We start from the raw sequence: 23,367 nt of genomic DNA on the forward strand, positions 1-23,367 counted from the left end.
CCGGCCGGGGCGGGCAGTTACTCCAACAGCTCCGCGTACGAGCCCATGGCCAGGGCGGTGTCCGCCTGGGCCCAGAACCGGTGGTACGTGAAGACGGGCGCGGCGCCGCCCGCGAGGTAGGCCTCGACCTTCGGCCAGGCCGGGTCGTTCTTGTAGAAGCCGCGGATCGAGGCGAAGGTGGACGAGGAGTTCACCGCGTCACCGTTCGGCATCTTTCCGGTCCACGTGCCGGGCACGTACACCGGGTCGTTGAAGCGCTTGTAGTCGGTCCGGGTCTCCTGGACGGAGAGGCCCAGCGGGTCCTGGTGGTGGGCCCACATGCCGTCGAGCAGGGCCTTGGCGACCCGCTTGGCCTCGGCGTTCCCGGACTTCGCCGCGTAGTAGGTCAGGGTCTTGGCGTAGGCGGCGGCCACGCCCACGTCGTCGGTGTAGTCGGCGACGGTGACGTGCAGGCCGGCGTTGGCGCCGGGAGCGGACGCGTTCCAGGTGTCGGGGGCGCCGGACCACTGGAGGGTGGAGGGGATGCGGTAGGTGCCGTCGGGGTTGATCGTGGTCTTCGACAGGGCCCAGCCGACCCACTTGTCGAGCACGGTCTTGGCGGCGGCGTCGCCCGTCTGCTGGTAGAGCTCGGCGACCCGCTCCATGGACCAGGCCTGGAAGCCGAACCACTGGTTGGACGGCGGGTCGTGGTAGACCGGCTTCTCGTCGTAGAAGAGGCCGTGGAAGGTGGGGGTCCCGGCCGGGGGCTGTGCGTAGCGCCCCTGCCAGCTGTTGGTGGCGCCGCCCGCGATGGCGCCCTCGTCGGACTGGAGCCAGCGGTAGAACTCCAGCTGCCGGTCGAGGCTGGTCGCCCAGTCCGTGGCGCCGGTCGGCGACTTGGGCTTCAGCGGGGCGTACTCGCTGAGCGCGTAGGCGGCGAGGGGGTTCTGGTATCCGCTGTGTGCGTGGCTGGAGCCGATCCGCCAGGACCAGCCGGCCGAGGTGTCGGTGGCGCCGCCCCAGGCGTAGTACCAGGACATGAGGTAGTGCGCGCTGTCCTTGCCGGTGCCGGCGGGGCAGACGGTCGGGCCGACGCAGTTCCCGGCCTTCTTGAAGTACTTGTCGAACATGGAGTACCGCAGGTAGTCCCCCATCTTGGCCGCCTTGGAGACGGTCGCGGTGACCTGCGTCCCCTTGCCCTGCTCCTTGGCCCAGACGTCGGCCCAGTAGGCGGCCTGGATGGCACGCGCGTCGGCGTCCGGGGCATCGGTGAACTTCCACTGCTTGGCGTAGGAGGAGTCCCCGGTGAAGAGGTCGAGGTAGCCGTTCTTGCCGCCGTAGGTGAAGTTGTCGCAGGTGGGGTGCGGAACGGTCTCCCAGACCGATTCCTGGGGGCCGCGCTGGAAGGTGTTGATGTACGAGGGTCCGGTCGCGGTCGGTCCGGCGGAGCACTTTCCGGGCTCGTTGCCGTAGCCGTAGACGTTGTCGACGTCCTGGAGCCAGTGCATGCCGTAGATGTCGTCCGTGCCGTACGCGCTCTTCAGCTCACCGGCGATCGGGTCCGCACCGGCGGCGACTCCCCCGTCGAGCTTGGCCGGGTACTGCGAGGGAAGGTCGTGCTCGGGGGCGTAGGTGGCGGGCTTGGAGGCGTTGTACGAGCCGGTCGTCGGCTGGTCGGCATGGGTGGGGATCATGAACTTCTCCATGGTGTCCCACGCGCCGTTGAACTTGGTCCAGTCCCCGGTGATCTTCCCGTACATGGCCTGCAGCCAGATCAGGTAGCTGTACGCCTCCGAGGTCGTCTCGTGCCCGTGGTCCGGGGCCTCCACGATCAGCGTCTCGACGGAGTGGTACGGGATGCCCTCGGGCGAGAAGTAGCCGTTCGCCGGGTTGGTGATCTTCCCGTGGAGGTCGAGGAAGCGGGCCTCGTACGTGGAGTCGCCGGCCAGCTCGGTGACCGTCACCTCCGCCTTCGCGTGGCCGGGGGCGGTCGCGGTGAAGACGGCGGAGCCGCTGCCGGTGGTCCCGGCGGTGACCGTCACCTTCTGGGCGGTGTTCCAGTTCGCCGGGGTGAACGTGAGCGCGGCAGGTGCCGCGGCGAGGTTGGTGTTGCCTGAGGTGCGAGCCACGCCCACCGTCACGTTCGCGGCCGGCTGCTTGGAGAGCTTCAGGTCGAAGGTGCCCGTCTCCCCGCGGCGCACGGAGAGCTGCCCGGGGGCGGCGACGAGCGCGGGGCCTGCGGCGACGGTGATGCCGACGGGGGCCGACTCGGCGGAGGCCCCGAGGCTGTCGTAGGCCTTGGCGTAGAGGGAGTGGGAACCGGCTGCGAGGCCGGTGGCATCCAGGGTGAAGGGCGCCGTGGTGTCCGTGCCCAGGAGCGTGGTGTCGCTGTAGAACTCGACCTTGCCCACGGTGGCGCCGTCGGCCGCGGCGGCGGTGGCGGCGAGCGGGACGGGGGTGCCCGCCGTGTAGACGGCGCCTGCGGTGGGGCTGGTCAGGACGGCGACCGGGGGCTGGTGAGCACCGGTGCACGGAGTGCCGTTGACGGCGAAAGAAGTGGGGGCGGCGTTGGTACCGCTGTAGCTGAACTGGGCGCCGGCGGTGACGGCCGCGCCGGCGGCGACGGTCTTGCTCCAGTCCGGGGCCGAGACGCGGACGCTCTTGCCGGACTGGGTCCAGGTGCCGTTCCAGCCGTTGGTCAGCTGCTGGTTGCCGGAGTAGTCGTAGGTGAGGTTCCAGCCGTCGAGTGCGGTCGCGGACCGGTTGGTGAGGGTGAGTTCGGCGGTGAAGCCCGAGCCCCAGTCGTTGGTCTTGTAGTCGACGCTGCACTGCACGGCCGCGGCCGCGGCGGTGGTGGCGCCGACGGCGGTGAGGCCCAGGGGGAGGGAGAGGGCCACGGCCGTGGCGTACGCGGTCAGCAGGGTGCGTCGTCCGTGGAATCCGGGTGGGGGATGTGACGGCATGCGGATGGTTCTCCTCGCGGCTCGGGGGAGACGGGATGAGAGGAGCGTCTGCGCACAAGCTCCGAACCAGTGGGAGCGCTCCCACTGTGCAGAGGTGACGCGACGGCGTCAAGACGTGTGAAGAGTCGAAAGCAATCTGCGAGGAATTTACTCAACTCCTCTTTTGCTTGGCGGCACTTGGCGCTACGGTCTGGCCCCAACCAGTGGGAGCGGTTCCATCGGCCGGCACGCCGTCAGGGCGCAACGTGCTGCAAGGACTCGCTCATCGACACCCCGCGCCTGTCAACACTGCTCGGCGGAGCGGCGCTGACCTCGCGCGACGGCGGTACTTGCCGGCATCGGCCACACGGTCGCCGGCACACAGGACCTGGTGCAGGCCGTGCATGCGACCGGGGCCCGCAGTTTCCTGCCGGTCCCCGGGATCGCCTACAACGACCCGAGCCAGTGGCCCACCCGTTCCCCCCTCGCCTCGGTCGCGGACCGGGCCCCCCGGTCGCCGGCGAGAGCGGCGAGCACACCTGCGGACACGCGCTCACCGACCGCGCCACGGCCCGGTTCCGACGACCGCGCCCGCTCCGTACGACGGCACCCCTCCGCACCACGGCACTCCCCCCATTCGGCACCAGGTGCGTGACCGCCTGCGCACCCTGACTGAAAGGCCCCGCGAAATGAGCCGCACCATCCCCCGCACCGCCTTACTGGCGGCCCTCAGTCTCGTCACCGTCGCCGGCGCCACCGCCACGGCGTTCGGTACCAGCGCCGGCGCCGCCGCCGCTGCCGGCTGCAAGGTCGAGTACCAGATCTCGAACCAGTGGAACACCGGCTTCGGTGCCAACGTGATCGTCACCAACACCGGTGACCCGGTCGCCTCCTGGACCCTGGAGTGGTCCTACGCGAACGGCCAGCAGGTCACCCAGGGCTGGAACGCCACCATCACCCAGTCCGGCGCCGCCGTGACGGCGAAGAGCATGTCCTACAACGGCTCGCTGGCCACGGGCGGTTCGACCTCCTTCGGGTTCAACGGTTCGCACACCGGCACGAACGCCGTCCCCGCGACCTTCAAGCTCAACGGCATCACCTGCAACGGCGCCACCGACCCGACCCAGCCCCCCACCACACCCCCGACGACCCCGCCCACAACACCGCCGACCACGCCTCCGCCCACCGGCGGCAAGGTCGACAACCCCTACGCCGGCGCCAAGATGTACGTGAACCCCGAGTGGTCCGCCCATGCCGCCGCCGAACCGGGCGGCAGCAGGGTGTCCAACCAGCCCACCGGCGTATGGCTGGACCGCATCGCCCTCGTCACGGGCACGAGCGGCACGATGGGCCTGCGCGACCACCTCAACGCGGCCCTGACACAGAAGGGCAGCGGCGAACTCGTCGTCCAGCTGGTGATCTACAACCTGCCCGGACGGGACTGCTCCGCGCTCGCCTCCAACGGCGAGCTGGGCCCCACCGAGATAGACAAGTACAAGACGCAGTACATCGACCCGATCGCCGCGATCCTCGCCGACCCCAAGTACGCCGGGCTGCGGATCGTGACCACGGTCGAGATCGACTCACTGCCGAACCTGGTCACCAACGTCTCCGGCCGCCCCACTGCAACCGCCAACTGCGACGTGATGAAGACCAACGGCAACTACATCAAGGGCGTCGGATACGCGCTGAACAAGCTCGGCTCGATCGCCAACGTCTACAACTACGTGGACGCGGGCCACCACGGCTGGCTCGGCTGGGACGACAACTTCGGCGCCTCCGCCGAGATGTTCAAGCAGGCCGCGACCGCCGAGGGCTCCACGCTCTCCAACGTGCACGGCTTCATCGTCAACACCGCCAACTACAGCGCCCTGAAGGAGGACCACTTCAAAATCGACGACTCGATCAACGGCACCTCCGTGCGCCAGTCGAAGTGGGTCGACTGGAACCGCTACACCGACGAACTGTCCTATGCCCAAGCCATGCGGACCAAGCTGGTTTCCCTGGGCTTCGACGCCAACATCGGCATGCTCATCGACACCTCCCGCAACGGCTGGGGCGGCACCGCCCGCCCGACCGGGCCCGGCGCTCTGACGAACGTGGACACCTACGTCAACGGCGGCCGCTACGACCGGCGCATCCACCTCGGCAACTGGTGCAACCAGTCCGGCGCCGGACTCGGCGAACGACCGCAAGCGGCCCCGGCCGCCGGCATCGACGCCTACGTGTGGATCAAGCCCCCGGGCGAGTCCGACGGGGCGAGCAAGGAGATCCCGAACAACGAGGGCAAGGGATTCGACCGGATGTGCGACCCCACCTACACGGGCAACGTCCGCAACGGCAACAGCATGTCGGGAGCCCTCCCGGACGCACCGCTCGCCGGCCAGTGGTTCTCCGCCCAGTTCCAGGAGCTCATGAAGAACGCCTACCCGGCGCTGTGACGCAGGGCAGGTGACGAGCCCGGAGCCCTACGGAAGCATTCCCTTCCGCGGGGCTCCGGGCCTCGGCACGCCAGTGCTGTGGCCGGAAGGCGGGGCGGCCGGCAGGCTGCCGGAGCGGCTCAGGAGGAATCCCGCACGACCAGTTCCGTCGGGAGCACCCGGCGCGGCTCCTCGCCCATGCCCCGCCCCGGGGCGGCCCCGGCTTCTCGGGACAGCTCCGCGATCTTCTGGAGCAGGAGCCGGGTCATCGTCCGGCCCATCTCCTCGATGGGCTGGCGCACGCTGGTCAGGGGCGGGTCCATCAGACGGGCCACCGTGGAGTCGTCGACCCCTACGAGGGCGACGTCCTCGGGGACCCGCCGGCCGGCCTCGCGCAGCACGCCGCGCGCGCCGGCCGCCATCACGTCGGAGGCGGCGAAGACGGCGTCCAGGCCGGTGGCGCGTTCCAGGAGCTCGCGCATCGCCAGCCGGCCGCCCTCCTCGGTGAAGTCCGCGGTCGCCACGAGCGACTCGTCGGGCTGGATTCCCGCCTCGGCGAGGCCAGCTCGGTAGCCGCCCAGACGGGCGCGGGCCACGTACATGTCCAGCGGCCCGCTGATGGTCGCGATCCTGGAGCGGCCGCGCCCCGCGAGGTGGGCGACGGCCGCCCGTCCCGCACCGATGTTGTCGGAGTCCACATAGGCCACGGGCTCGCCCTCGGAACGCCGCCCGTTCATGACGACCGGCAGGCCCAGCCGCGTGATCCGGTCGGGCAGCGGGTCGTTCCCGTGGACCGATGCCAGCAGCACGCCGTCGACCCGCTGGGCCGCCAGGTAGTGCTCGAACCGCTGCCGCTCGGCCTCGGTCCGGACGAGGGTGAGCAGCAACTGCCTGTCCGCCTCGGCCAGCTCGGCGCTGACCCCGCGGATCAGGTCGAGGAAGTAAGGCTCCGAGAACAGTCGGGCCTCGGTCTCCGGAATGACCAGGGCCACCGCGTCGGTCCGACTGCCGGCCAGCGCCCTGGCCGCCTGATTGGGTACGTACCCCAGCTCTGCGACAGCCCGGGCCACGGCGTCCTTGGCCCGCTCGCTCACCCGCGGCGAACCGTTGATGACCCGGGAGACCGTGCCCCGGCCGACACCGGCCAGGGCCGCTACTTCTTCCAGAGTGGGTCTGCCGCCGCTCTGCCGTCCGCTCACGCTCTTGAACTCCCCTCATATGCCATCGCACTCCGCGCCGGGCGCGGGCCCGGCCTGCTGATCAGGTACGTAGGACGGTGCACCCCGTCCCGTAGCCGTGGGACACGTTACGCCGACCAGAGGTGGGAGCGCTCCCATACTACTCCCCACCCCCTCCCGCCACCACGGTTGCGTTCACAACCTGACACGGGCAGCGCGCCCGAGAAGGCAGCCCCCAGCATCGGGGGCTCCGTGTAATGAATTCGCGTTCATCTCTTGACACCCGCACCCGCCAGGCAGCAGCCTTCCGGCTACGAGGTGGGAGCGCTCCCATTCAGGGGGTGCGACAACGGCTTTCACATCAGGTCCGGGCGGGCCCCTGGCCGAGCCGCGAACAGCCCGCCGGACCCCATGGGGCACAACGAGCAGCACCTTGGACGAGGAGAGTGGAATGCGTTCTTCCAGCAGCAGACACGGACGCGGACGGGGACGCCGCACCCTGATCCACGCGGTCGCCGCGGTTGCCGTCGTAGCGACCGGTACGGCCCTGCTCACCGGCTGCGGCGGTGACGGCGACCAGGGCAAGGGCGACGGCGCGGCCGGCGGCGAGCAGATCACGCTGCGGATCGGTACCTTCGGTTCCTTCGGCTACGACGACGCGACCGGGGCCAAGCTCTACGCCGAGTACACGAAGGCCCACCCGAACATCAAGATAGAAGAGTCGAACGTCGCGGACGGCCAGAAGTACTGGGACACCCTCAAGCTGCGCCTCTCCCGCGACAGCGGCCTGGCGGACATCCAGGCCCTGGAGGTCGGCTACATCGCGGAGGCGACCGGACCCGCCCTGGCCGGCAAGTGGGCCGAACTCGGCAAGACGGGCGGCGCGGACCTCGGCGCGTTCCTCGACTGGAAGGTCAAGCAGGCCACGACGGCCGACGGCAAGGTGATCGGGCTCGGCACGGACATCGGCCCGATGGCCATCTGCTACAACAAGGACCTCTTCGCCAAGGCCGGCCTGCCGACCGATCGCGCCGAAGTCGCCAAGCTCTGGGCGGGCGACTGGGCGAAGTTCATCCAGACCGGCGAGACGTACAAGAAGAGCGCCCCCGAGGGGACCTCCTTCCACGACTCCGCGAGCGGCTTGTTCAACGCCGTGATCGCCAGCGAGCCCGTGCAGTACGCCAACGCCAAGGGCGAGCTGGACTACGAGAACAGTCCGGGCGTGAAGAAGGCCTGGGACACGGCCGTGGCAGCGGCCAAGGGCGAAATGACCGCGAAGCTCCGGCAGTTCGACGAGAAGGGCACGTGGAACGCGGCCTTCAAGAACTCGAAGTTCGCCACCGTGGCCTGCCCTAGCTGGATGACGGGCATCATCAAGGACCAAGCGGGCCCGGAGAACCAGGGCAAGTGGGACATCGCCGCACCGCCCGTGGCCGGGAACTGGGGCGGCTCCTTTCTCGCCGTCCCGAAGTCGGGCAAGCACGCCAAGGAGGCGGCCGAACTCGCCGCCTGGCTCACCGCTCCGGCCCAGCACGCCAAGGTCTTCGGCGTGAACGGCAACATCCCCTCCTCCAAGGACACCCTCAGCTCTCCGGCGGTGCAGGGCGCGAAGCTGCCGTACTTCGGTGACACTCCGGTCGGCAAGATCTACTCGGAAGCCGCGGCCGGCATCACGCCCGCCCCGATCAGCCGCTGGGACGGACAGGTGAAGACCTTCCTCACCGACAACGGCATCCTCGACATCGAGCAGCGCGGCACCGACCCGGCGAAGGCCTGGGAGAACGTCAAGAAGCTGGTCGCCGACAAGATCGACAAGTAGCGGGGCACGCGGCGGCCCGCCCCCACCCGCCTCCCACCCGCCTCCGGCGGCCTCCCCGCGGGTGGCGGCGGGCCGTCGCCGTCCGCACCACCTCGCCACCGCACGCATCGACCTGGAAGGACGCCCCCGTGGCCACCTCCGTACGGGCGACCAGTGGCGGCTCCGCGCCGCCCGCCGCACAGCCCCCGGCCCCCGGCACCGGCTCCCGCAAGCAGCGGCCCTCCGGCCGGGGCGGACTGCGCAGCACGCTCTACCGCCTGGACCTGAAGGCGGTCCCCTACGTCTTCCTCGCCCCCTTCTTCCTCACCTTCGCGGCCTTCGGACTCTTCCCCCTGCTCTACACGGGCTGGCTCTCGCTCCACCGGGTGGAACTCGGCGGCAGCGCGCAGTGGAAGGGGCTGGAGAACTACACCTCCCTGGCGGGCAGCGAGTTCTTCTGGAACGCCCTCGCCAACACCTTCACCATCGGCGTGATCTCCACCGTTCCCCAGCTGCTGATTGCCCTCGGCCTGGCCCACCTGCTCAACTACAAACTCCGTGGCCGCGGCTTCTTCCGCGTGGCGGTGCTCGCCCCTTACGCCACCTCAATCGCGGCGGCGACGCTCGTCTTCGCGCAGCTGTTCAACACCGACTACGGGCTGATCAACACTGCGCTGGGCTGGGCCGGCTTCGATCCGGTCGCCTGGGAGTCCTCCAAGTGGCCTGCTCAGATCGCGATTTCGGTGATCGTGACGTGGCGCTGGACCGGCTACAACGCCCTCATCTACCTGGCCGCGATGCAGGCCGTACCCCAGGACCTCTACGAGGCGGCCGCGTTGGACGGGGCTTCGCGCTGGCGCCAGTTCCTCAGCGTGACCATCCCCTCGATCCGGCCGACGATCCTGTTCACCGTCATCGTCTCGACCATCGGGGCCACCCAGCTCTTCGGCGAGCCGATGCTCTTCGGCGGCAGTGTCGGCATCAGCGGCGGCAGCGGCAACCAGTTCCAGACGCTGAGCCTGCTCATGTACGAGAAGGGCTGGGTGACGGGCGCGCTGGGCCAGGCCTCCGCCATCGCCTGGGTCATGCTCCTGCTGCTCCTGCTCATCGGCGGCCTCCAGCCTCTGCTCTCCCGCTCGAACCGCAGCCGCAACCGCAACCGCGCCGGCCGCATGCGCACGAAGGACGGGAGCTGAACCCATGAGCCGCACACTCGACACGACCTCCGCCGGTGCGCCGCGCGCCAGGCGCCTTCGCCCGTCGGCCGGCCGCCAGCACCACGCCGGACCGCTGGCCTACGTCCTGCTCTGCCTCGCCGCCCTGGTCTCCCTCTTCCCCCTTTACTGGAACCTGGTCGCCGCCTCCCACACGGGCGAGCGCGTGGTCGAGGCTCCGGCCCCGCTCCTGCCCGGCCCCCGGCTGTTCGACAACCTCTCCTTCGCCTGGAACCAGGTCGACATGGGCGAGGCGCTGGTCAACACGACGATCGTGGCCGGGCTCGTGGCCCTGTCCACCGTCCTGTTCTCCACCCTGGCCGGCTTCGCCTTCGCCAAACTGGCCTTCAGGGGCAAGGGCGCGCTGCTGGCGCTCGTGGTGGCCACCATGACGATCCCGCCGCAGCTCAGTGTGATCCCCCTCTACCAGATCATCACCGACCTCGGCTGGGTCGACCAGCTCCAGTCGGTCGTCCTGCCCTCGCTGGTCGCCGCCTTCGGCGTGTTCTTCATGCGCCAGTACCTCATCGAGGCCTTGCCCGTGGAGCTGGTGGAGGCGGCGCGGATGGACGGCGCGCACAGCCTGCGCATCATCTGGCACGTGGTGTTCCCGGTCGCCCGGCCCGCGATGGCGGTCCTGGGCATGCTCGTCTTCGTGCAGGCATGGAACGACTTCTTCTGGCCGTTCATCGCACTGACCCCCGACGGGAACCCGACCCTCCAGGTCGCCCTGGCCGGCCTCGGCGCGGGCAATCACACCGTCGACCAGGCCGTCGTGCTGACCGGCGCGCTCATCTCCACGCTGCCGCTGCTGCTGGTCTTCGCCGTGCTCGGCAAGCACATCGTCGGCGGCATCACAGCCGGCGCCGTCAAGAACTGACGGCGTTCGTCGAGGACCGGCCGGCCCGTCGGTCCGTTAGCACACCCTGTCTTCCGCCACCGCTTCATCCGGCACCACTTCATCCAAACATGCGTTGGGAGCGCTCTCCTATGACCGCGTCCGAGACCCGGCCACTCACGGCCACCCGCACCTTCCCGCCCGGCTTCCTGTGGGGCACGGCCACCGCCGCGTACCAGATCGAGGGCGCCGCCCACGAGGACGGCCGGACCCCATCCATCTGGGACACCTTCTCCCACACCCCCGGCAAGGTCTTCGAAGGCCACACCGGTGACGTGGCCGTGGACCACTACCACCGGTTCCCCGAGGACGTCCGGCTCATGTCGGAACTCGGCCTGGGCGCCTACCGGTTCTCCGTCTCCTGGTCACGCGTTCAGCCGACCGGCCGGGGCCCCGCCGTCCAGAAGGGCCTGGACTTCTACCGCCGGCTCGTCGACGAACTGCTCGCCGCCGGCGTCACACCCGCCCTCACCCTCTACCACTGGGACCTCCCCCAGGACCTGGAGGACGCGGGCGGCTGGCCTGAGCGCTCGACCGCAGAGCGGTTCGCCGAGTACACGGGCCTGGTGGCCGACGCCCTCGGAGACCGGGTGAAGCACTGGATCACCCTCAACGAGCCCTGGTGCAGCGCGTTCCTCGGCTACGGCTCCGGGGTCCACGCCCCGGGGCGCACCGACCCCGTCGCCGCCCTGCGCGCGGCCCATCACCTCAACCTCGGTCACGGCCTCGCCGTCCAGGCCCTGCGGGCGGCGCTGCCCGGGGACGGTCAGGTCGCGGTCTCCCTCAACCTCCACGAGGTGCGCCCTCTGACCTCCTCGGCCGAAGACCGGGAGGCGGCCCGGCGCATCGACGCCGTCGGCAACCGGATCTGGCTCGGACCGATGCTGGAGGGCGCCTACCCCGAGGACCTCCTCGCGGACACCGCGCACCTGACCGACTGGTCCTTCGTCCGGGACGGCGACACCGCCACGGTGCACCAGCCCCTGGACCTGCTCGCCGTGAACTACTACACCCCGACGGTCGTCTCGCACCCGGCGGAGGGCGGAGCGGTGCCGCAGGACGACGGGCACGGCAGCAGCGAGCACTCGCCGTGGCCCGGAGCGGAGGGCGTGGCCTTCCACCGGGCGCCGGGTGAACGTACGGCGATGGACTGGCCGGTCGACGCCGGCGCCCTGTACGACCTGCTGACCCGGACCGCCGCCCGGTACCCCGCGCTTCCGCTCCTGGTCAGCGAGAACGGCGCGGCGTACGAGGACGAGATCGGCCCCGACGGCACGGTCCACGACCCGGAGCGCGCCGCCTACGTCCACGCCCACCTCGACGCGGTGCACCGGGCGATCACGGACGGGGCGGACGTGCGCGGCTACTTCCTCTGGTCGCTGCTCGACAACTTCGAGTGGGCGTACGGCTACGCCAAGCGGTTCGGCGCCATCCACGTCGACTACGCCACCCTGGAGCGCACACCCAAATCGAGCGCGCACTGGTACTCCCGCGTGGCCCGGACAGGACAGCTGCGCGCTCCCGGCGAGGCGTAGCGGGCGGTGCTGGTGGACTCGGCAGCAGTGCGAGCCCACTGGCACGCCGCCGGCACGAGGAAGGCGCCGCCCACCGGAGTGGGCCGACCTCGCACCCGGTCCGCCCATGTCGTCCTGTGCTCTTACCGGTCGGCGCCATCACCAGCCTGTCGGGAGGCTGGCGATGAACGAGGTGAGCCGGTCGGCGATGAGCCGGTCGTCGTGGGCCGAGTAGTGCCGGTCGCAGCCGAGGAAGTCCAGGCCCGAGTCGTCGAGGGTGCGGACATGGGCGAGGAGATCGTCGATCGCCGCGTCGGTGAACGCGTACAGCTGCGGCGCGACGGCGTACGGCGTCAGGTCGTGCTCGGGGTGGGCGAAGTCGGTGGTGAGGTGCGCCTGCCACAGGGCCCGTGCCAGGCGCGCAGGATGTCCGGATCGTCCACCTGGTCGGACGGTCGGCCGTCATGGGAGCCGGCCCACCAGGCGTTCCAGTCGTGCAGGACCGCGATGTCCGCGGTGATGTTCCGGCCGGTCACCCCGGAGGCGATCCGCTCCAGATCCGCTCCGAGCAGCTTGACCTCCTGGAAGGTCCGGCCCTCCTCCCCGGCACGGCTGACCATGCCGGAGTGGAACTTCTCCGCGCCCTGTCGGGATTGGCGCCACTGGAAGTAGCAGACGGCGTCGGCGCCCGGGCCACGGCCTGCAGGGACCAGAGCCGGTCCGGTCCCCGGGGCTTGGGTGGTTCACGCCCCGCCAGTTGGCGGGCCCGGCGGCCTGCTCCATGAGCATCCACGGCCCGCGCGCCTGGGAGCGGGTCATGTCCTGGACGAGGCGCTGCTCTGGGCGCCCAGCGGGTCGCGCGGATCCGGGTAGATGTCGACGGAGACCACGTCCTCCTCCTGCGCCCAGCGCCAGGCGTCCTGGCCCACCCACAGCGGCATGAAGTTGCTGGTCACCGGCAGGTGCGGGGTGTGACGGCGGACGATGTCCCGCTCGGCGGCGTAGCACTCCAGGAGCATGTCGGAGGTGAAGCGCCGGAAGTCCAGCATTTGGGTGGGGTTGCGCATGTAGTGGGGCAGACGGGGCGGCAGGATGCCGTCCCCGGTGTCGTAGCCGTGGCTCCAGAAAGCGGTGCCCTAGGAGCGGGCGGGCAGGCGGGTGGGATCGGCGATGATCTGTCGGACGGTCGACCATGCCGCGCCCAGCACCGGTCCGCGCCGGCCCAGCGCGGAGGGGCGTACCGCCTCCGGGGTCCAGGGCCGGACGGTGATCCGGGCGGCGAGTTCGGCGCGGATGGCCGGGAGGAGCCAGTCGGCGAGTTCGGCGTAGGCGCCGCCCAGAACGAGGCCGTCCGGGTCGATCAGGTTCACCGCAGAGGTGAGGGCGAGGCCCAGGGCCCGTCCTGCACGGTCCAGGGCGCGCAGGGTCGCCGCGTCCCCGGCGCCTGCCCGCTCGGCCAGCAGGGCCACCGGGTCGCCGGCGTCCGCGATGCCGGCCTCGCGCAGCACGGCCGCCTCGCCCGCGTACTGCTCCAGGCAGCCGCGTGCCCCGCAGGCGCAGCGGGCGCCCTCCGGGTGGACGGGCAGGTGGCCGAGTTCCCCCGCGAAGCCGCGGGCGCCGCGGAACAGCTGCCCGCCGACGACCAGTGCGGCGCCGATTCCGGCCTCGGCGGAGACGTGTACGAAGGTCCCGGTGGGGTGTCCCTGGTGCCACTGCTCGGCCAGCGCCCCGAGGTTGGCCTCGTTCTCCGGCTCGGGCACGGTGTCGGCGTCGGGCCAGTGGTCGGCGGGGCGGACTGCCTGCCAGCCGAGGTTGGGGGCGTGTCCGATCAGCCCGCTCGGCTCGTTCGGCACCACCCCCGGCACGGCCAGAACGCGGCCCGCGACGCGCAGCCCGAGGGCGGCGGCCTCGGCCTCCGCCTCGGCGCCCAGCGCGGCGGCCTCCGCCAGCACCCGCCCGGCCGGCCGGCCCGCGTTGGCCCGCTCCACCCGGCGCCACACCCGGGGTTCACCGCGCAGGTCCACGACGCACGCGGCGAGGTGGGTGACGCCGATCTCCAGGCCGAGGCCCGCGGGACCCCGATCGCTCAGCTCCAGTGCCCGTCCGGGGCGGCCGACCCGTCCGCTGGGCGCGGTCTCCGTCTCGGTCAGGGCTCCGCGGCCGATGAGCTCGTCGACCATGGAGGAGACGGCCGGCCTGGTCAGGCCCGTGTGCCCGGCGACGTCCGCCCGGGAGAGCGGGCCGTGCGCGGCGACCGCTCCGATGACCACCGCGAGGTTCTGCCGACGCATGCCCTGCTGCGAGGCGGGCACGGCCTCCACGCCCCCGCTCGCCCTGCCGATCCCCGCCATTGAGCCCGACCCTCCTATCGTTCTGCCGGCGGGAGCTCTTGCAAGGCCCGCGCCCGCCGCAGCGTACTGGTGATCCGTTCGAGGGTCTCGTCGTCACGGGTCACGGGTTCCAGCACCCGGCCCGCGGCGGTCCCCCAACGCCGGGCGACGGCGTCGGCAGGCTCACCAGTGAGCAGTGCGGCGGCCTGGGCGGCGGCCCCGAGCGCGACCGGTTCCCGGGCCTCGGGCACCTGCACCGCCCGGCCGGACAACCGCAGCACGGTCCGCTGCCAGGCCCGGCCGCGGGCGCCGCCGCCGATCAGCAGCAGTGGTTCGTCGGGGGCGGGGCTCTCGCCTCCGGCACGCAGTACGTCGTCCAGGGCCACGAGAAGAGCGTGGGCGGCGCCATCGTAGGCGGCCTGGAGCAGCTGGCCCGGCGTGGTGTCGTGGCGCAGGCCGTGGACCAGGCCGGAAGCGCCCGGGAGGTCGGGCGTGCGCTCGCCGTCCAGGTAGGGGAGCACCACCGCCGTGCCGCCCGCCTCGACGTCCTCGCGGTCGCGGCCGACGAGGGCGGCGAAGCGGTCGACGGCGAGGGTGCAGTTGAGGGTGCAGGCGAGCGGCAGCCAGCCGCCGAGAGCGTCGGCGAAGCCGGCGACGGTTCCGCTCGGGTCGGCGGGCCGGGTCCGGCCGACGGCGTAGACGGTGCCGGAAGTTCCGAGGCTCAGCACGGGACGTCCGGGTGTCAGGCCCAGCCCGAGGGCGGCGGCCATGTTGTCGCCGGTCCCGGTGGCCACCGGCGTGCCCTCGGGCAGGGGCATTCCGGCACGGACGAGGCCGGCCCGGGCGCCCGGCGGGAGGACCTGCGGCAGCAGGCCGGGGTCGAGGCCGATCCCGTCGAGGATCTCCTGGTCGTAGCCGTGCGGGCCCCACCAGCCGGTTCCCGACGCGTCACCGCGGTCCGTCACCGGCTCGCCGGTCAGCCGCTCCGTCAGGAAGTCGTGGGGAAGCCGGACGGCCGCGACGCGGTCGGCTGCGGCAGGCTCGTGGGCGCGCAGCCAGGCCCATTTGGCGGCGGTGAAGGCGGCCGTCGGGACACTGCCGGTGCGGCGGGCGAGCGCTGCCGTACCGAACGCGGCCCGGAGTCCGGCGGCCTGCGGGGCGGAGCGGACGTCGTTCCACAGCAGCGCCGGGCGCACCGGCCGGCCGGCCGTGTCGAGGGTGACCAGGCCGTGCTGCTGGCCGGCGATCGAACAAGCGGCTGCGCGATCCGCCCAGCCGGTGCCCGCCGTGGCCTCGCCGAGGGCCCGCCACCACTGTTCGGGGTCGCTCTCGCGTCCGGCGCCGACGCTGACGGCGTGCGAGGCGCGGCCCTCGCCCAGGACGGCGCCGGTGTCCAGATCGACGGCGAGGGCCTTGGTGGACTGGGTCGAGCTGTCGACACCGATCACGACACGCTGAGCAGACATGCGTTCCTCCGGTGGGGTTCCTTCTGGCGTCTCGGCATACTAATTTGTTTTTCGCCATAACAAATAGCCCTCGGCATGGATCCGGAGCGCCTCATGACCAGCGACCCGCTCGTCCCCACTCCCGCGCACAGGTTCACCTTCGGCCTGTGGACCGTCGGCTGGCAGGGCCGGGACCCCTTCGGCGACGCCACCCGGCCCGCCCTCGATCCCGTCGAGAGCGTGGAGCGGCTGGCCGAGCTCGGCGCCTACGGCGTCACGTTCCACGACGACGACCTGATCCCCTTCGGCACCGGCGACGCCGCCCGCGAGCGGGCGGTCAAGCGCTTCCGCAGCGCACTCGACACGGCCGGGCTGAAGGTGCCGATGGCCACGACGAACCTCTTCACCCACCCGGTGTTCAAGGACGGCGCCTTCACCGCCAACAACCGGGACGTGCGCCGGTACGCGCTGCGCAAGACGATCCGCAACATCGACCTGGCCGTGGAGCTCGGCGCCTCGGTCTACGTCGCCTGGGGCGGCCGCGAGGGCGCGGAGTCTGGCGCCGCCAAGGACGTGCGCACGGCGCTGGACCGGCTCAAGGAGGCCTTCGACCTGCTGGGCGAGTACGTCGAGAACCAGGGTTACGACCTGCGCTTCGCGATCGAGCCCAAGCCCAACGAGCCGCGCGGCGACATCCTGCTGCCCACCATCGGCCACGCCCTGGCGTTCATCAACGAGCTGGACCGGCCAGACCGGGTCGGCCTCAACCCGGAGGTCGGCCACGAGCAGATGGCCGGACTGAACTTCCCGCACGGCATCGCCCAGGCCCTCTGGCACGGCAAGCTGTTCCACATCGACCTCAACGGCCAGACCGGCATCAAGTACGACCAGGACCTGCGCTTCGGCGCGGGCGACCTGCGCCAGGCCTTCTGGCTGGTCGACCTGCTGGAGTCGGCGGGCTACGACGGCCCCCGCCACTTCGACTTCAAGCCGCCGCGCACCGAGGACTCCGTCGGCGTCTGGGCCTCGGCGTCCGCCTGCATGCGCAACTACCTGCTGCTGGCGGAGCGTTCCCGCGCCTTCCGGTCCGATCCGGAGGTCCAGGCCGCGCTCGCCGCCTCCCGACTGCCCGAGCTCGCCCTGCCCACCGCCGAGGACGGCCTGGCCGGGCTGCTGGCCGACCGATCCGCCTTCGACGAGTTCGACGTCGATGCCGCCGCCCGCCGCGGCATGGCCTTCGAGCAGCTGGACCAGCTCGCCCTCGAACACCTCCTCGGCGCCCGCTGAGCCGGTGCGCGCAGGAGCCGGGCCGTGGGCTTCCACGGCCCGGCTCCGCCATGAGGTGACCGCCGGGATGTGTGTCGGATCCACGTCCCTTCCGGCACGTAGTACTCGACCGTGCCGTCGTCCGTGAAGACGGGGGCGACGAGCAGGTCGTCGCCGAGCATGTACTGCCGCTCCAGCGCGGCGGCGGCGGGGCCGTCGGGGAATTCCAACGCCATGGCGCGCATGACGGGGATGCCGGTGGCGTGGGCCTGTTGGGCGGCGCGCTGGAGGTACGGGGCGAGGGGGTGCTTGAGCAGGGTGAACTCCCGGGTGACCTCGACGGCCTCCTCCCCGTAGTCCCACGGGGCGCGGTAGGACTTGCTGCCGTGCCAGCGGCTGTGCAAGGAGAGGAGGCCGAACTGCACCCAGCGCTGGAAGACGGTGGGGGTCGGGGTGCCCTCGAAGCCGCCGATGTCGTGGCTCCAGAAGCCGAAGCCGGACAGACCCAGGGAGAGCCCGCCGCGCAGCGACTCGGCCATGGCGTTGAAGGGGGCTGAAAGCAGGTGCTTCGGGGGGCGCCCCTTGGGGGGAATGTCCAGGCCGGCGCGCACGCAGGCCCGGCCAGCACGGGTCACCTTCACCATCACTTAGCGAAGGATTCCCCAGTCGGGGACCGTGACCATCTCCTCCTCCGTCTCGATGAGCCCACGCCGCGTCAAGGCCCGCAGCGTCGACCCTGCGGCGGTGTCGTGCTCACCCTCCGTCCGGAGACGCTCCTGAATCGTGGTGTAGTCGGCCGGGAGATCCCCATGCACCGAGAAGGCGAGCCGACGCCATCGCGCAGCCGGGCCAGGGCTCTCGGTTCGCACTCGCCCTCTCCGCTCGGCGCTCGGCGCGCTGATCCTCCTCGAAGATCACCCTCAGGTATGTGCGTTGCCGGTCGTTGAGGGCGGCCCAGGCTTTCGCGGCCTTCGTCGTCGCAGGGCGGGACGCGGGGACTGCGGATCTCGAACTCTTGCCGCTGCCAATGTTGTCGCCGGACTTTTCGGAGCGAGACAGTGTGAGCACCCAGGCATCCATCACCGCTCGCACCGGGGCGCCATAAACATGCGCGAGAACGGCCTGTACACGGTTCCGCGCATCCGGCGAGGTCCAAGAAGCTGGCAGCTCTCCTCTCTCCGCCCTCAAGAGCCTGGGGCGCGAGATGGGAACGCCAACTCGACCTAGAAGGGGAACACACTTGGCAACCACTTCGGCTGCGGTCAACCCTGCGCTCATGCGGAGATCTGCCAGGAGGAAGGAGTCCGGATCGGTCTGCATGAGGTAAGACGGTTCGCACTCCAGAACCCTTGCTAGCTGCATCAATCGGTTCGGAGAAGGAGCACTCTTGCCAGTCTCATAACTCGTGATGCGGAAGACATCGGCACCGATCAGGACACCCAGATCCGTCTGGGACAACCCCTTCGCCTTCCGCGCCCTACGCAGCCTGTCGGGCCAGATCGGAACCCGGTTCCTGGTCATGCGCTAACTCTAGTGTGATGCGCCGGAAATCTCAGGGTTAAGTCTGTAGCCTGTTGGCATGTCGCCGGGTCCTCGTGCCGTTGAAGTCCGTCTGTCCGATGAGGAACGCGCGGAGTTGTCTCGTTGGGCGAGTGGGGCGGTGGCGCCGCGGTTCGCGGAGCGGGCGCGCATCGTGCTGGCGTGTGCGGGCGGGGCGCCGAACGCGCGGGTGGCGGTGGAGGTCGGCGTGACCGCCGCGACGGTGAGGAAATGGCGTGGGAAATTCGCCGCTGAGAGGATGGCCGGGCTCGAGGATGCCGCGCGCATCGGCCGGCCGAAGGCCGATCTGGTTCTGAGCGAGGCCGAACGGGACCAGCTGATCCGGTGGGCCAGGCGCGCGAAGACCGCCCAGTACCTGGCGCTTCGCGCGAGGATCGTGCTGCGTTGTGCGGAAGGCGGGACGAACAAGCAGGCCGCGGCAGAACTTGGTGTCGACACCTCGACCGTGGATCGCTGGCGCGGTCGTTTCATCGCTGACCGTTTGGACGGTCTGGCCGATGAGCCCAGGCCGGGCCGGCCGTCCTCGATTCTCCTCGACCAGGTCGAGGACGTGATCGTGGCGACGCTGGAGTCCACTCCGGGCCGGGACACCCACTGGTCACGGGCCTCGATGGCCGCTCGTACGGGGCTGTCGAAATCGACGGTCGGCCGGATCTGGAAGCGGTTCGATCTCAAGCCGCACCTGCAGGATTCCTTCAAGCTGTCCACCGATCCACAGTTCGTCGACAAGGTCGTCGACGTCGTCGGGCTCTACCACAATCCGCCCGAACGGGCAGTGGTGTTATGCGTGGATGAGAAGAGCCAGATCCAGGCTCTGGACCGCTCGCAGCCCGTGCTGCCGATGATGCCGGGCATGCCCGAGCGGCGCACCCACGACTACCTGCGACATGGCATCACCAGTCTCTTCGCTGCCTTCAACATCGCCGACGGCACCGTCATCAGCGAACTCCACCGCCGTCACCGCGCGAAGGAGTTCAAGAAGTTCCTGGTCACGATAGACAAGGCCGTGCCCCACGACCTCGACGTGCACCTGGTCTGCGACAACTACGCCACCCACAACACCCCCGAGATCAAGACGTGGCTGGCCAAACACCCCCGTTTCCACGTCCACTTCACCCCCACAGGCTCGTCCTGGATCAACCAGGTCGAGCGGTGGTTCGGTCTCCTCACCGACAAGCTCATCCGCCGCGGCGTCCACACCTCGGTGAAAGCACTGGAAGACGACATCCGGGCCTGGATCGAGACCTGGAACGAGGACCCGAAACCCTTCACCTGGACGAAGAGCGCCGACGAGATCCTCAAGTCCCTCGCCGACTACCTCACCAAAATCACCCCACCAGCCACCAACAACCAGCCGCAGACTTAACCCTGAGATTTCCGGCGCATCACACTAGACACCTTGCTGTCACGTGACACGCACTGGCGATGGAGCCTGTGCGTCAGCAACATCTCCATGCGCGCCGAACTCGTCGGGCTTGCCGTGGCATGACTCCGCTCTCAGGCCCCTCGTCTGTGCCGACTGCCGGTCGCTCGCGCGTCCGAACGGTCCGCTGACTCACGCTGGCGCGCTACCGACCCAACCGCACCTGTGAACCGTTCTGACGAGGACCAAGGGAAGGCACGCCACAGAGCCGCGGACACCCTTACGGCAGTGCCGTTCATCGCACTGCCTCCCGGAAGCCCGCCTCGCCGAGACTGCGCGGCGGACGTCGCTGCGACGACCGCTGCAGGGGTTGTCGGCTTCCTACAAGAGGTAGCACCCGGGCGATCAGACTCTCGGTCCGAGCCTAGCGAAGCGCAGTGGGCAACCCGACCGGCACGTAGCCGGGAACAACTTCCAGACAAGCGCGGATCGCCGACGAAGCCGCTTCGACGTCTGTACCTGCACGAAGCCTCACCTGACGCAGCGTCAGGAAAGTCAGCATTGGGTCAGCATTCGTAGACATACACCCACCCACGGACGCCCACAGAGGGGGAAGGCCCCGCACCATCGAAGGGCAAGCACGGGACGCGATCGGAAGCGCCGAGGATTCATCAACCGGAAGGCATCTGACTCGCGCCCCGCAGGGCCGCCTCTCTCCAGTTATCGCAGTTCAGCGCACTCGACCGCGCGGCTTGAGGTGGGCCGGGGGCAGGTCAGGAGCCGGAAGTGGAGGGCCGTCATACCCCTTCACCTCGCCGAATCTCGTCCCATCGATCCAGTCCTGGCGAGCCTGTGCGATATCCTCGTGTGACCGTCCGATCCAGTTCCAGAACATCACGATCTCCTCCTCGAACGGCTCGCCGCCCAGCAGCATCAGGCCGGCGTCCGAGGCCGCGCGCAGGGGGAGTTCCGTGCGGCCGCAGCCGAGGTAGAGCATCGAGCCGGGGAGGACCGGGACGCCGTCCACGTGGGCCTCGCCCGACATCGACAGGACCGCGTACTCGAAGTCCGGGTCCAGCGGGAGCCGCGTCTCGGTGCCCGCGGCGAGCGCGAGGTCCGCGCCGACGATGGGGCTGTACGCGGATCCGGGCGAGGTCGCCGTGTCCAAGGTACCCAGGATGACCGTGGCGGTCAGGCCCGGGGCGGTCACGTGCGGGAGCTCCGCGTGGTGCTGGAAGTGCGGTTCCACGTTCCGGTGGGCCTCCGGAAGGGCAACCCACAGCTGGGCCCCGTGCAGGAAGCGGCCGTGCGAGCGGGGACTCTCCTCGGAGTGGCTGATGCCGCGGCCGGAGGTCATCAGGCCGAGCTCGCGCGGGCGGATGGTCTCCAGGCTGCCCACGCTGTCCCGGTGCAGCACCTCGCCTTCGTGGAGCCAGCTCACGGTCTGGAGTCCCGAGTGGGGGTGCGGAGCGACCTGCATGCCGGGCTCGCCGGCGATGTCGTCCGGACCGTAGTGGTCCACGAAGCACCAGGCACCCACCATGCGGCGACCCAGGTTCGGCAGGAGGCGGCGGACCTCGGTGGACTCCCCGAGCTTGACCGTGCGCGGGCTGAGGAGCTCGCGCACGGGTTCGGCAACGACGAAGCCGCGGCCTCCGCAAGCGGAGAGAGCGGGCTGGCGATCGAGATTGCTCATACTGCACAACTTAGTACCGACGCCCGCGCCGCGTTCGGTGGAATGCCCGGCTGCCGTCACGTGTTGGAGGGGGCGGACGCACCACCTGAACGGCGGAAGGGACGCGATGAACGCGCGGACGACGTACTTCGAGCACGGGACGGCGGCCGAGCGCTGGGCGCGGGCCCAGCTCTTCTTCGAAGCGAAGGAGTACGCGACGGCCGCACGCATCCTGCACCCGCTGGCCGGCGAGGCCCCCGAGCAGCTCGCGCCCCGGCTGCTGCTGGCCCGCGCCTACTACCACTCCGCCCAGCTCTCGCGCGCCGAGCACGAGCTCCGCGCCCTCCTGGAGCGCTGGCCGGTGGAGGACTACGCACAGCTGATGCTCGGCCGGACGCTGGAGCGCCAGGGCCGGGCCGCCGAGGCGGCGCCGTTCCTGCGGCTGGCCGCCGCCATGGCCGGCGAGTTCCCCGAGTAGCGGCGGAGCAGGGCGGCGGGTCGGGCCGTGCGTGCGGGGGCGGGCGGCCGGCTCGGTTAGCCTGGGGGCACGATGAACCGTCTGACCACGCCCTTCGGCTCCTACGAGCTCACCCGCTTCCCCGAAGACCCGCGCGACCAGCTCCGCGCCTGGGACGCCGCCGACGAGTACCTGCTGCGCCACCTCGACTCCGGTACGGGGGACCGCGGCCCCGTGGATCTGGCCGGCGCCGGCCAGATCACCATCCTCGGGGACCGTTGGGGAGCGCTGACGACCGCACTGGCCGCGTACCACCCGACGCAGATCACCGACTCCTACCTCTCCCGCGCCGCCACCGCCGGGAACCTGGACCGGGCCGGGATCGGCACGTCCAAGGCCACGGTGCGGCTGCTGACCACGCAGGACGCGCCGCCCGAGCGGATCGACGTGCTCCTCGTACGGGTGCCCAAGAGCCTGGCGCTGCTGGAGGACCAGCTGTACCGGCTGGCCCCGCACGTGCACGCGGGCACGGTCGTCGTGGGCACCGGCATGGTCAAGGAGATCCACACCTCCACCCTGAAGCTCTTCGAGCGGATCCTCGGCCCGACCAGGACCTCGCTCGCCGAGAAGAAGGCCCGGCTGATCTTCTGCACGCCCAGCGCCCCGTCGACCCGGGCCGTCGACCCGTGGCCGGTGACGTACACACTGGACGAGGACGCGGGCTCGGGTGCCGGCCTGACCGCCGTCAACCACGCCGGGATCTTCTGTGCGGACCGGCTCGACATCGGTACCCGCTTCTTCCTGCAGAGCATCCCGACCAACACGAACGGGGCCCGGGTCGTGGACCTGGGCTGCGGCAACGGCATCGTCGGCACGGCGGTCGCGGTCGCCGACCCCGATGCGGAGATCGTGTTCACCGACGAGTCCTACCAGGCGGTCGCCTCGGCGAAGGCCACCTTCCGCGCCAATGTCCAGCGCGAGCGGGAGCGGGCCGATTTCCTCGTCGGTGACGGGGTGGCCATGTTGGACCCGGGGTCGGTGGACCTGGTGCTGTGCAACCCGCCGTTCCACTCCCACCAGGCGACGACGGACGCGACGGCGCTGCGCATGTTCGCGCAGTCGCGCAAGGTGTTGCGCCCCGGCGGTGAACTGTGGGTGATCGCCAACCGCCACATGGGGTACCACACGCACCTGCGCCGCCTCTTCGGCAACAGCGAAGTCGTCGCGAGCGAACCGCGGTTCGTGGTGCTGCGCGCCGTCAAGCAGAAGGAACGGCCGCGCCCCATGTGACCTGCCGGTACACCCGCCGGTACGTCCTACACTCGGCC

Annotated in this window: 15 protein-coding genes and 2 pseudogenes; 9 read left to right on the plus strand and 8 right to left on the minus strand. The window is 70.6% G+C overall.

What is annotated here, in order from left to right:
• Positions 1-17: 17 nt before the first annotated feature.
• Complete coding sequence (locus ABZZ20_RS08355; protein ID WP_356868108.1) at positions 18-2,942, minus strand: glycoside hydrolase family 48 protein; 2,925 nt, start codon at positions 2,940-2,942, stop codon at positions 18-20.
• A gap of 668 nt (positions 2,943-3,610) precedes the next feature.
• Between ABZZ20_RS08355 and ABZZ20_RS08360 the strand changes: the two genes are divergently transcribed.
• A complete protein-coding gene (locus ABZZ20_RS08360; protein ID WP_356868110.1) occupies positions 3,611-5,362 on the plus strand; it encodes a glycoside hydrolase family 6 protein in 1,752 nt (583 codons plus the stop codon).
• A 119-nt stretch (positions 5,363-5,481) separates the two neighbouring features.
• On the opposite strand, the gene ABZZ20_RS08365 is transcribed toward ABZZ20_RS08360, so the two are convergent.
• Positions 5,482-6,540 (minus strand): LacI family DNA-binding transcriptional regulator, encoded by a 1,059-nt coding sequence (locus ABZZ20_RS08365; RefSeq protein ID WP_356868112.1) that lies wholly within the window; start codon positions 6,538-6,540, stop codon positions 5,482-5,484.
• Between the two features lie 430 nt (positions 6,541-6,970).
• Here ABZZ20_RS08365 and ABZZ20_RS08370 point away from each other — a divergent pair, with 430 nt between their 5' ends.
• The 4 genes from ABZZ20_RS08370 (at position 6,971) to ABZZ20_RS08385 (ending at position 11,964) form a co-directional block, all read left to right on the plus strand.
• Complete coding sequence (locus ABZZ20_RS08370; RefSeq protein WP_356868114.1) at positions 6,971-8,338, plus strand: ABC transporter substrate-binding protein; 1,368 nt, start codon at positions 6,971-6,973, stop codon at positions 8,336-8,338.
• A gap of 128 nt (positions 8,339-8,466) precedes the next feature.
• Positions 8,467-9,513 carry a sugar ABC transporter permease gene (locus ABZZ20_RS08375; RefSeq protein ID WP_356868116.1) on the plus strand — a complete coding sequence of 349 codons (1,047 nt, stop codon included), beginning with the start codon at positions 8,467-8,469 and terminating at the stop codon, positions 9,511-9,513.
• 4 nt (positions 9,514-9,517) lie between these two features.
• A complete protein-coding gene (locus ABZZ20_RS08380; RefSeq protein ID WP_356868118.1) occupies positions 9,518-10,411 on the plus strand; it encodes a carbohydrate ABC transporter permease in 894 nt (297 codons plus the stop codon).
• Positions 10,412-10,521: 110 nt separating this feature from the next.
• Entirely contained in the window at positions 10,522-11,964 is a 1,443-nt protein-coding gene (locus ABZZ20_RS08385; protein ID WP_356868120.1) for a GH1 family beta-glucosidase, read from the plus strand.
• A 138-nt stretch (positions 11,965-12,102) separates the two neighbouring features.
• Here ABZZ20_RS08385 and ABZZ20_RS08390 read toward each other — a convergent pair.
• From ABZZ20_RS08390 to xylB, 3 genes and pseudogenes are all read right to left on the minus strand, one after another.
• Positions 12,103-13,079: pseudogene (locus tag ABZZ20_RS08390) on the minus strand (beta-galactosidase); the annotation flags it as partial.
• Positions 13,080-14,294, minus strand: a complete 1,215-nt coding sequence (locus ABZZ20_RS08395) for an ROK family protein (RefSeq protein WP_356868122.1) — start codon at positions 14,292-14,294, stop codon at positions 13,080-13,082.
• Between the two features lie 14 nt (positions 14,295-14,308).
• Positions 14,309-15,739, minus strand: a complete 1,431-nt coding sequence (gene xylB, locus ABZZ20_RS08400) for a xylulokinase (RefSeq protein WP_356868124.1) — start codon at positions 15,737-15,739, stop codon at positions 14,309-14,311.
• A gap of 93 nt (positions 15,740-15,832) precedes the next feature.
• Between xylB and xylA the strand changes: the two genes are divergently transcribed.
• Positions 15,833-17,005 (plus strand): xylose isomerase, encoded by a 1,173-nt coding sequence (xylA, locus tag ABZZ20_RS08405; RefSeq protein ID WP_356868126.1) that lies wholly within the window; start codon positions 15,833-15,835, stop codon positions 17,003-17,005.
• Between the two features lie 80 nt (positions 17,006-17,085).
• On the opposite strand, the pseudogene ABZZ20_RS08410 reads toward xylA, so the two are convergent.
• Together ABZZ20_RS08410 and ABZZ20_RS08415 are read right to left on the minus strand one after the other, a co-directional pair.
• Positions 17,086-17,526, minus strand: a pseudogene (locus tag ABZZ20_RS08410) (TIM-barrel domain-containing protein); the annotation flags it as partial.
• Between the two features lie 211 nt (positions 17,527-17,737).
• The gene (locus ABZZ20_RS08415; protein WP_356868128.1) at positions 17,738-18,505 is read right to left on the minus strand and encodes a helix-turn-helix transcriptional regulator; all 768 of its coding nucleotides are present in this window, start codon (positions 18,503-18,505) and stop codon (positions 17,738-17,740) included.
• Between the two features lie 58 nt (positions 18,506-18,563).
• Between ABZZ20_RS08415 and ABZZ20_RS08420 the strand changes: the two genes are divergently transcribed.
• A complete protein-coding gene (locus ABZZ20_RS08420; RefSeq protein WP_356868130.1) occupies positions 18,564-19,910 on the plus strand; it encodes an IS630 family transposase in 1,347 nt (448 codons plus the stop codon).
• Positions 19,911-20,637: 727 nt separating this feature from the next.
• Here ABZZ20_RS08420 and ABZZ20_RS08425 read toward each other — a convergent pair.
• Positions 20,638-21,603 (minus strand): pirin family protein, encoded by a 966-nt coding sequence (locus tag ABZZ20_RS08425; protein ID WP_356868132.1) that lies wholly within the window; start codon positions 21,601-21,603, stop codon positions 20,638-20,640.
• 106 nt (positions 21,604-21,709) lie between these two features.
• Between ABZZ20_RS08425 and ABZZ20_RS08430 the strand changes: the two genes are divergently transcribed.
• Positions 21,710-22,060 (plus strand): tetratricopeptide repeat protein, encoded by a 351-nt coding sequence (locus ABZZ20_RS08430; RefSeq protein WP_356868134.1) that lies wholly within the window; start codon positions 21,710-21,712, stop codon positions 22,058-22,060.
• Between the two features lie 81 nt (positions 22,061-22,141).
• Positions 22,142-23,329 (plus strand): methyltransferase, encoded by a 1,188-nt coding sequence (locus tag ABZZ20_RS08435; protein WP_356868589.1) that lies wholly within the window; start codon positions 22,142-22,144, stop codon positions 23,327-23,329.
• The last annotated feature ends 38 nt before the right edge of the window (positions 23,330-23,367 follow it).

The sequence above is a fragment of the Streptomyces sp. NPDC006430 genome, from assembly GCF_040612395.1.
Classification (GTDB): Bacteria; Actinomycetota; Actinomycetes; order Streptomycetales; family Streptomycetaceae; genus Streptomyces.

Excerpts from the sequence above, each read along its gene's own strand:
- ABZZ20_RS08355 (WP_356868108.1), bottom strand. The coding sequence starts at position 2,942 with ATGCCGTCACATCCCCCACCCGGATTCCACGGACGACGCACCCTGCTG.
- ABZZ20_RS08360 (WP_356868110.1), top strand. The coding sequence starts at position 3,611 with ATGAGCCGCACCATCCCCCGCACCGCCTTACTGGCGGCCCTCAGTCTC.
- ABZZ20_RS08370 (WP_356868114.1), top strand. The coding sequence starts at position 6,971 with ATGCGTTCTTCCAGCAGCAGACACGGACGCGGACGGGGACGCCGCACC.
- ABZZ20_RS08380 (WP_356868118.1), top strand. The coding sequence starts at position 9,518 with ATGAGCCGCACACTCGACACGACCTCCGCCGGTGCGCCGCGCGCCAGG.
- ABZZ20_RS08385 (WP_356868120.1), top strand. The coding sequence starts at position 10,522 with ATGACCGCGTCCGAGACCCGGCCACTCACGGCCACCCGCACCTTCCCG.
- ABZZ20_RS08395 (WP_356868122.1), bottom strand. The coding sequence starts at position 14,294 with ATGGCGGGGATCGGCAGGGCGAGCGGGGGCGTGGAGGCCGTGCCCGCC.
- xylB (WP_356868124.1), bottom strand. The coding sequence starts at position 15,739 with ATGTCTGCTCAGCGTGTCGTGATCGGTGTCGACAGCTCGACCCAGTCC.
- xylA (WP_356868126.1), top strand. The coding sequence starts at position 15,833 with ATGACCAGCGACCCGCTCGTCCCCACTCCCGCGCACAGGTTCACCTTC.
- ABZZ20_RS08415 (WP_356868128.1), bottom strand. The coding sequence starts at position 18,505 with ATGACCAGGAACCGGGTTCCGATCTGGCCCGACAGGCTGCGTAGGGCG.
- ABZZ20_RS08420 (WP_356868130.1), top strand. The coding sequence starts at position 18,564 with ATGTCGCCGGGTCCTCGTGCCGTTGAAGTCCGTCTGTCCGATGAGGAA.
- ABZZ20_RS08425 (WP_356868132.1), bottom strand. The coding sequence starts at position 21,603 with ATGAGCAATCTCGATCGCCAGCCCGCTCTCTCCGCTTGCGGAGGCCGC.
- ABZZ20_RS08430 (WP_356868134.1), top strand. The coding sequence starts at position 21,710 with ATGAACGCGCGGACGACGTACTTCGAGCACGGGACGGCGGCCGAGCGC.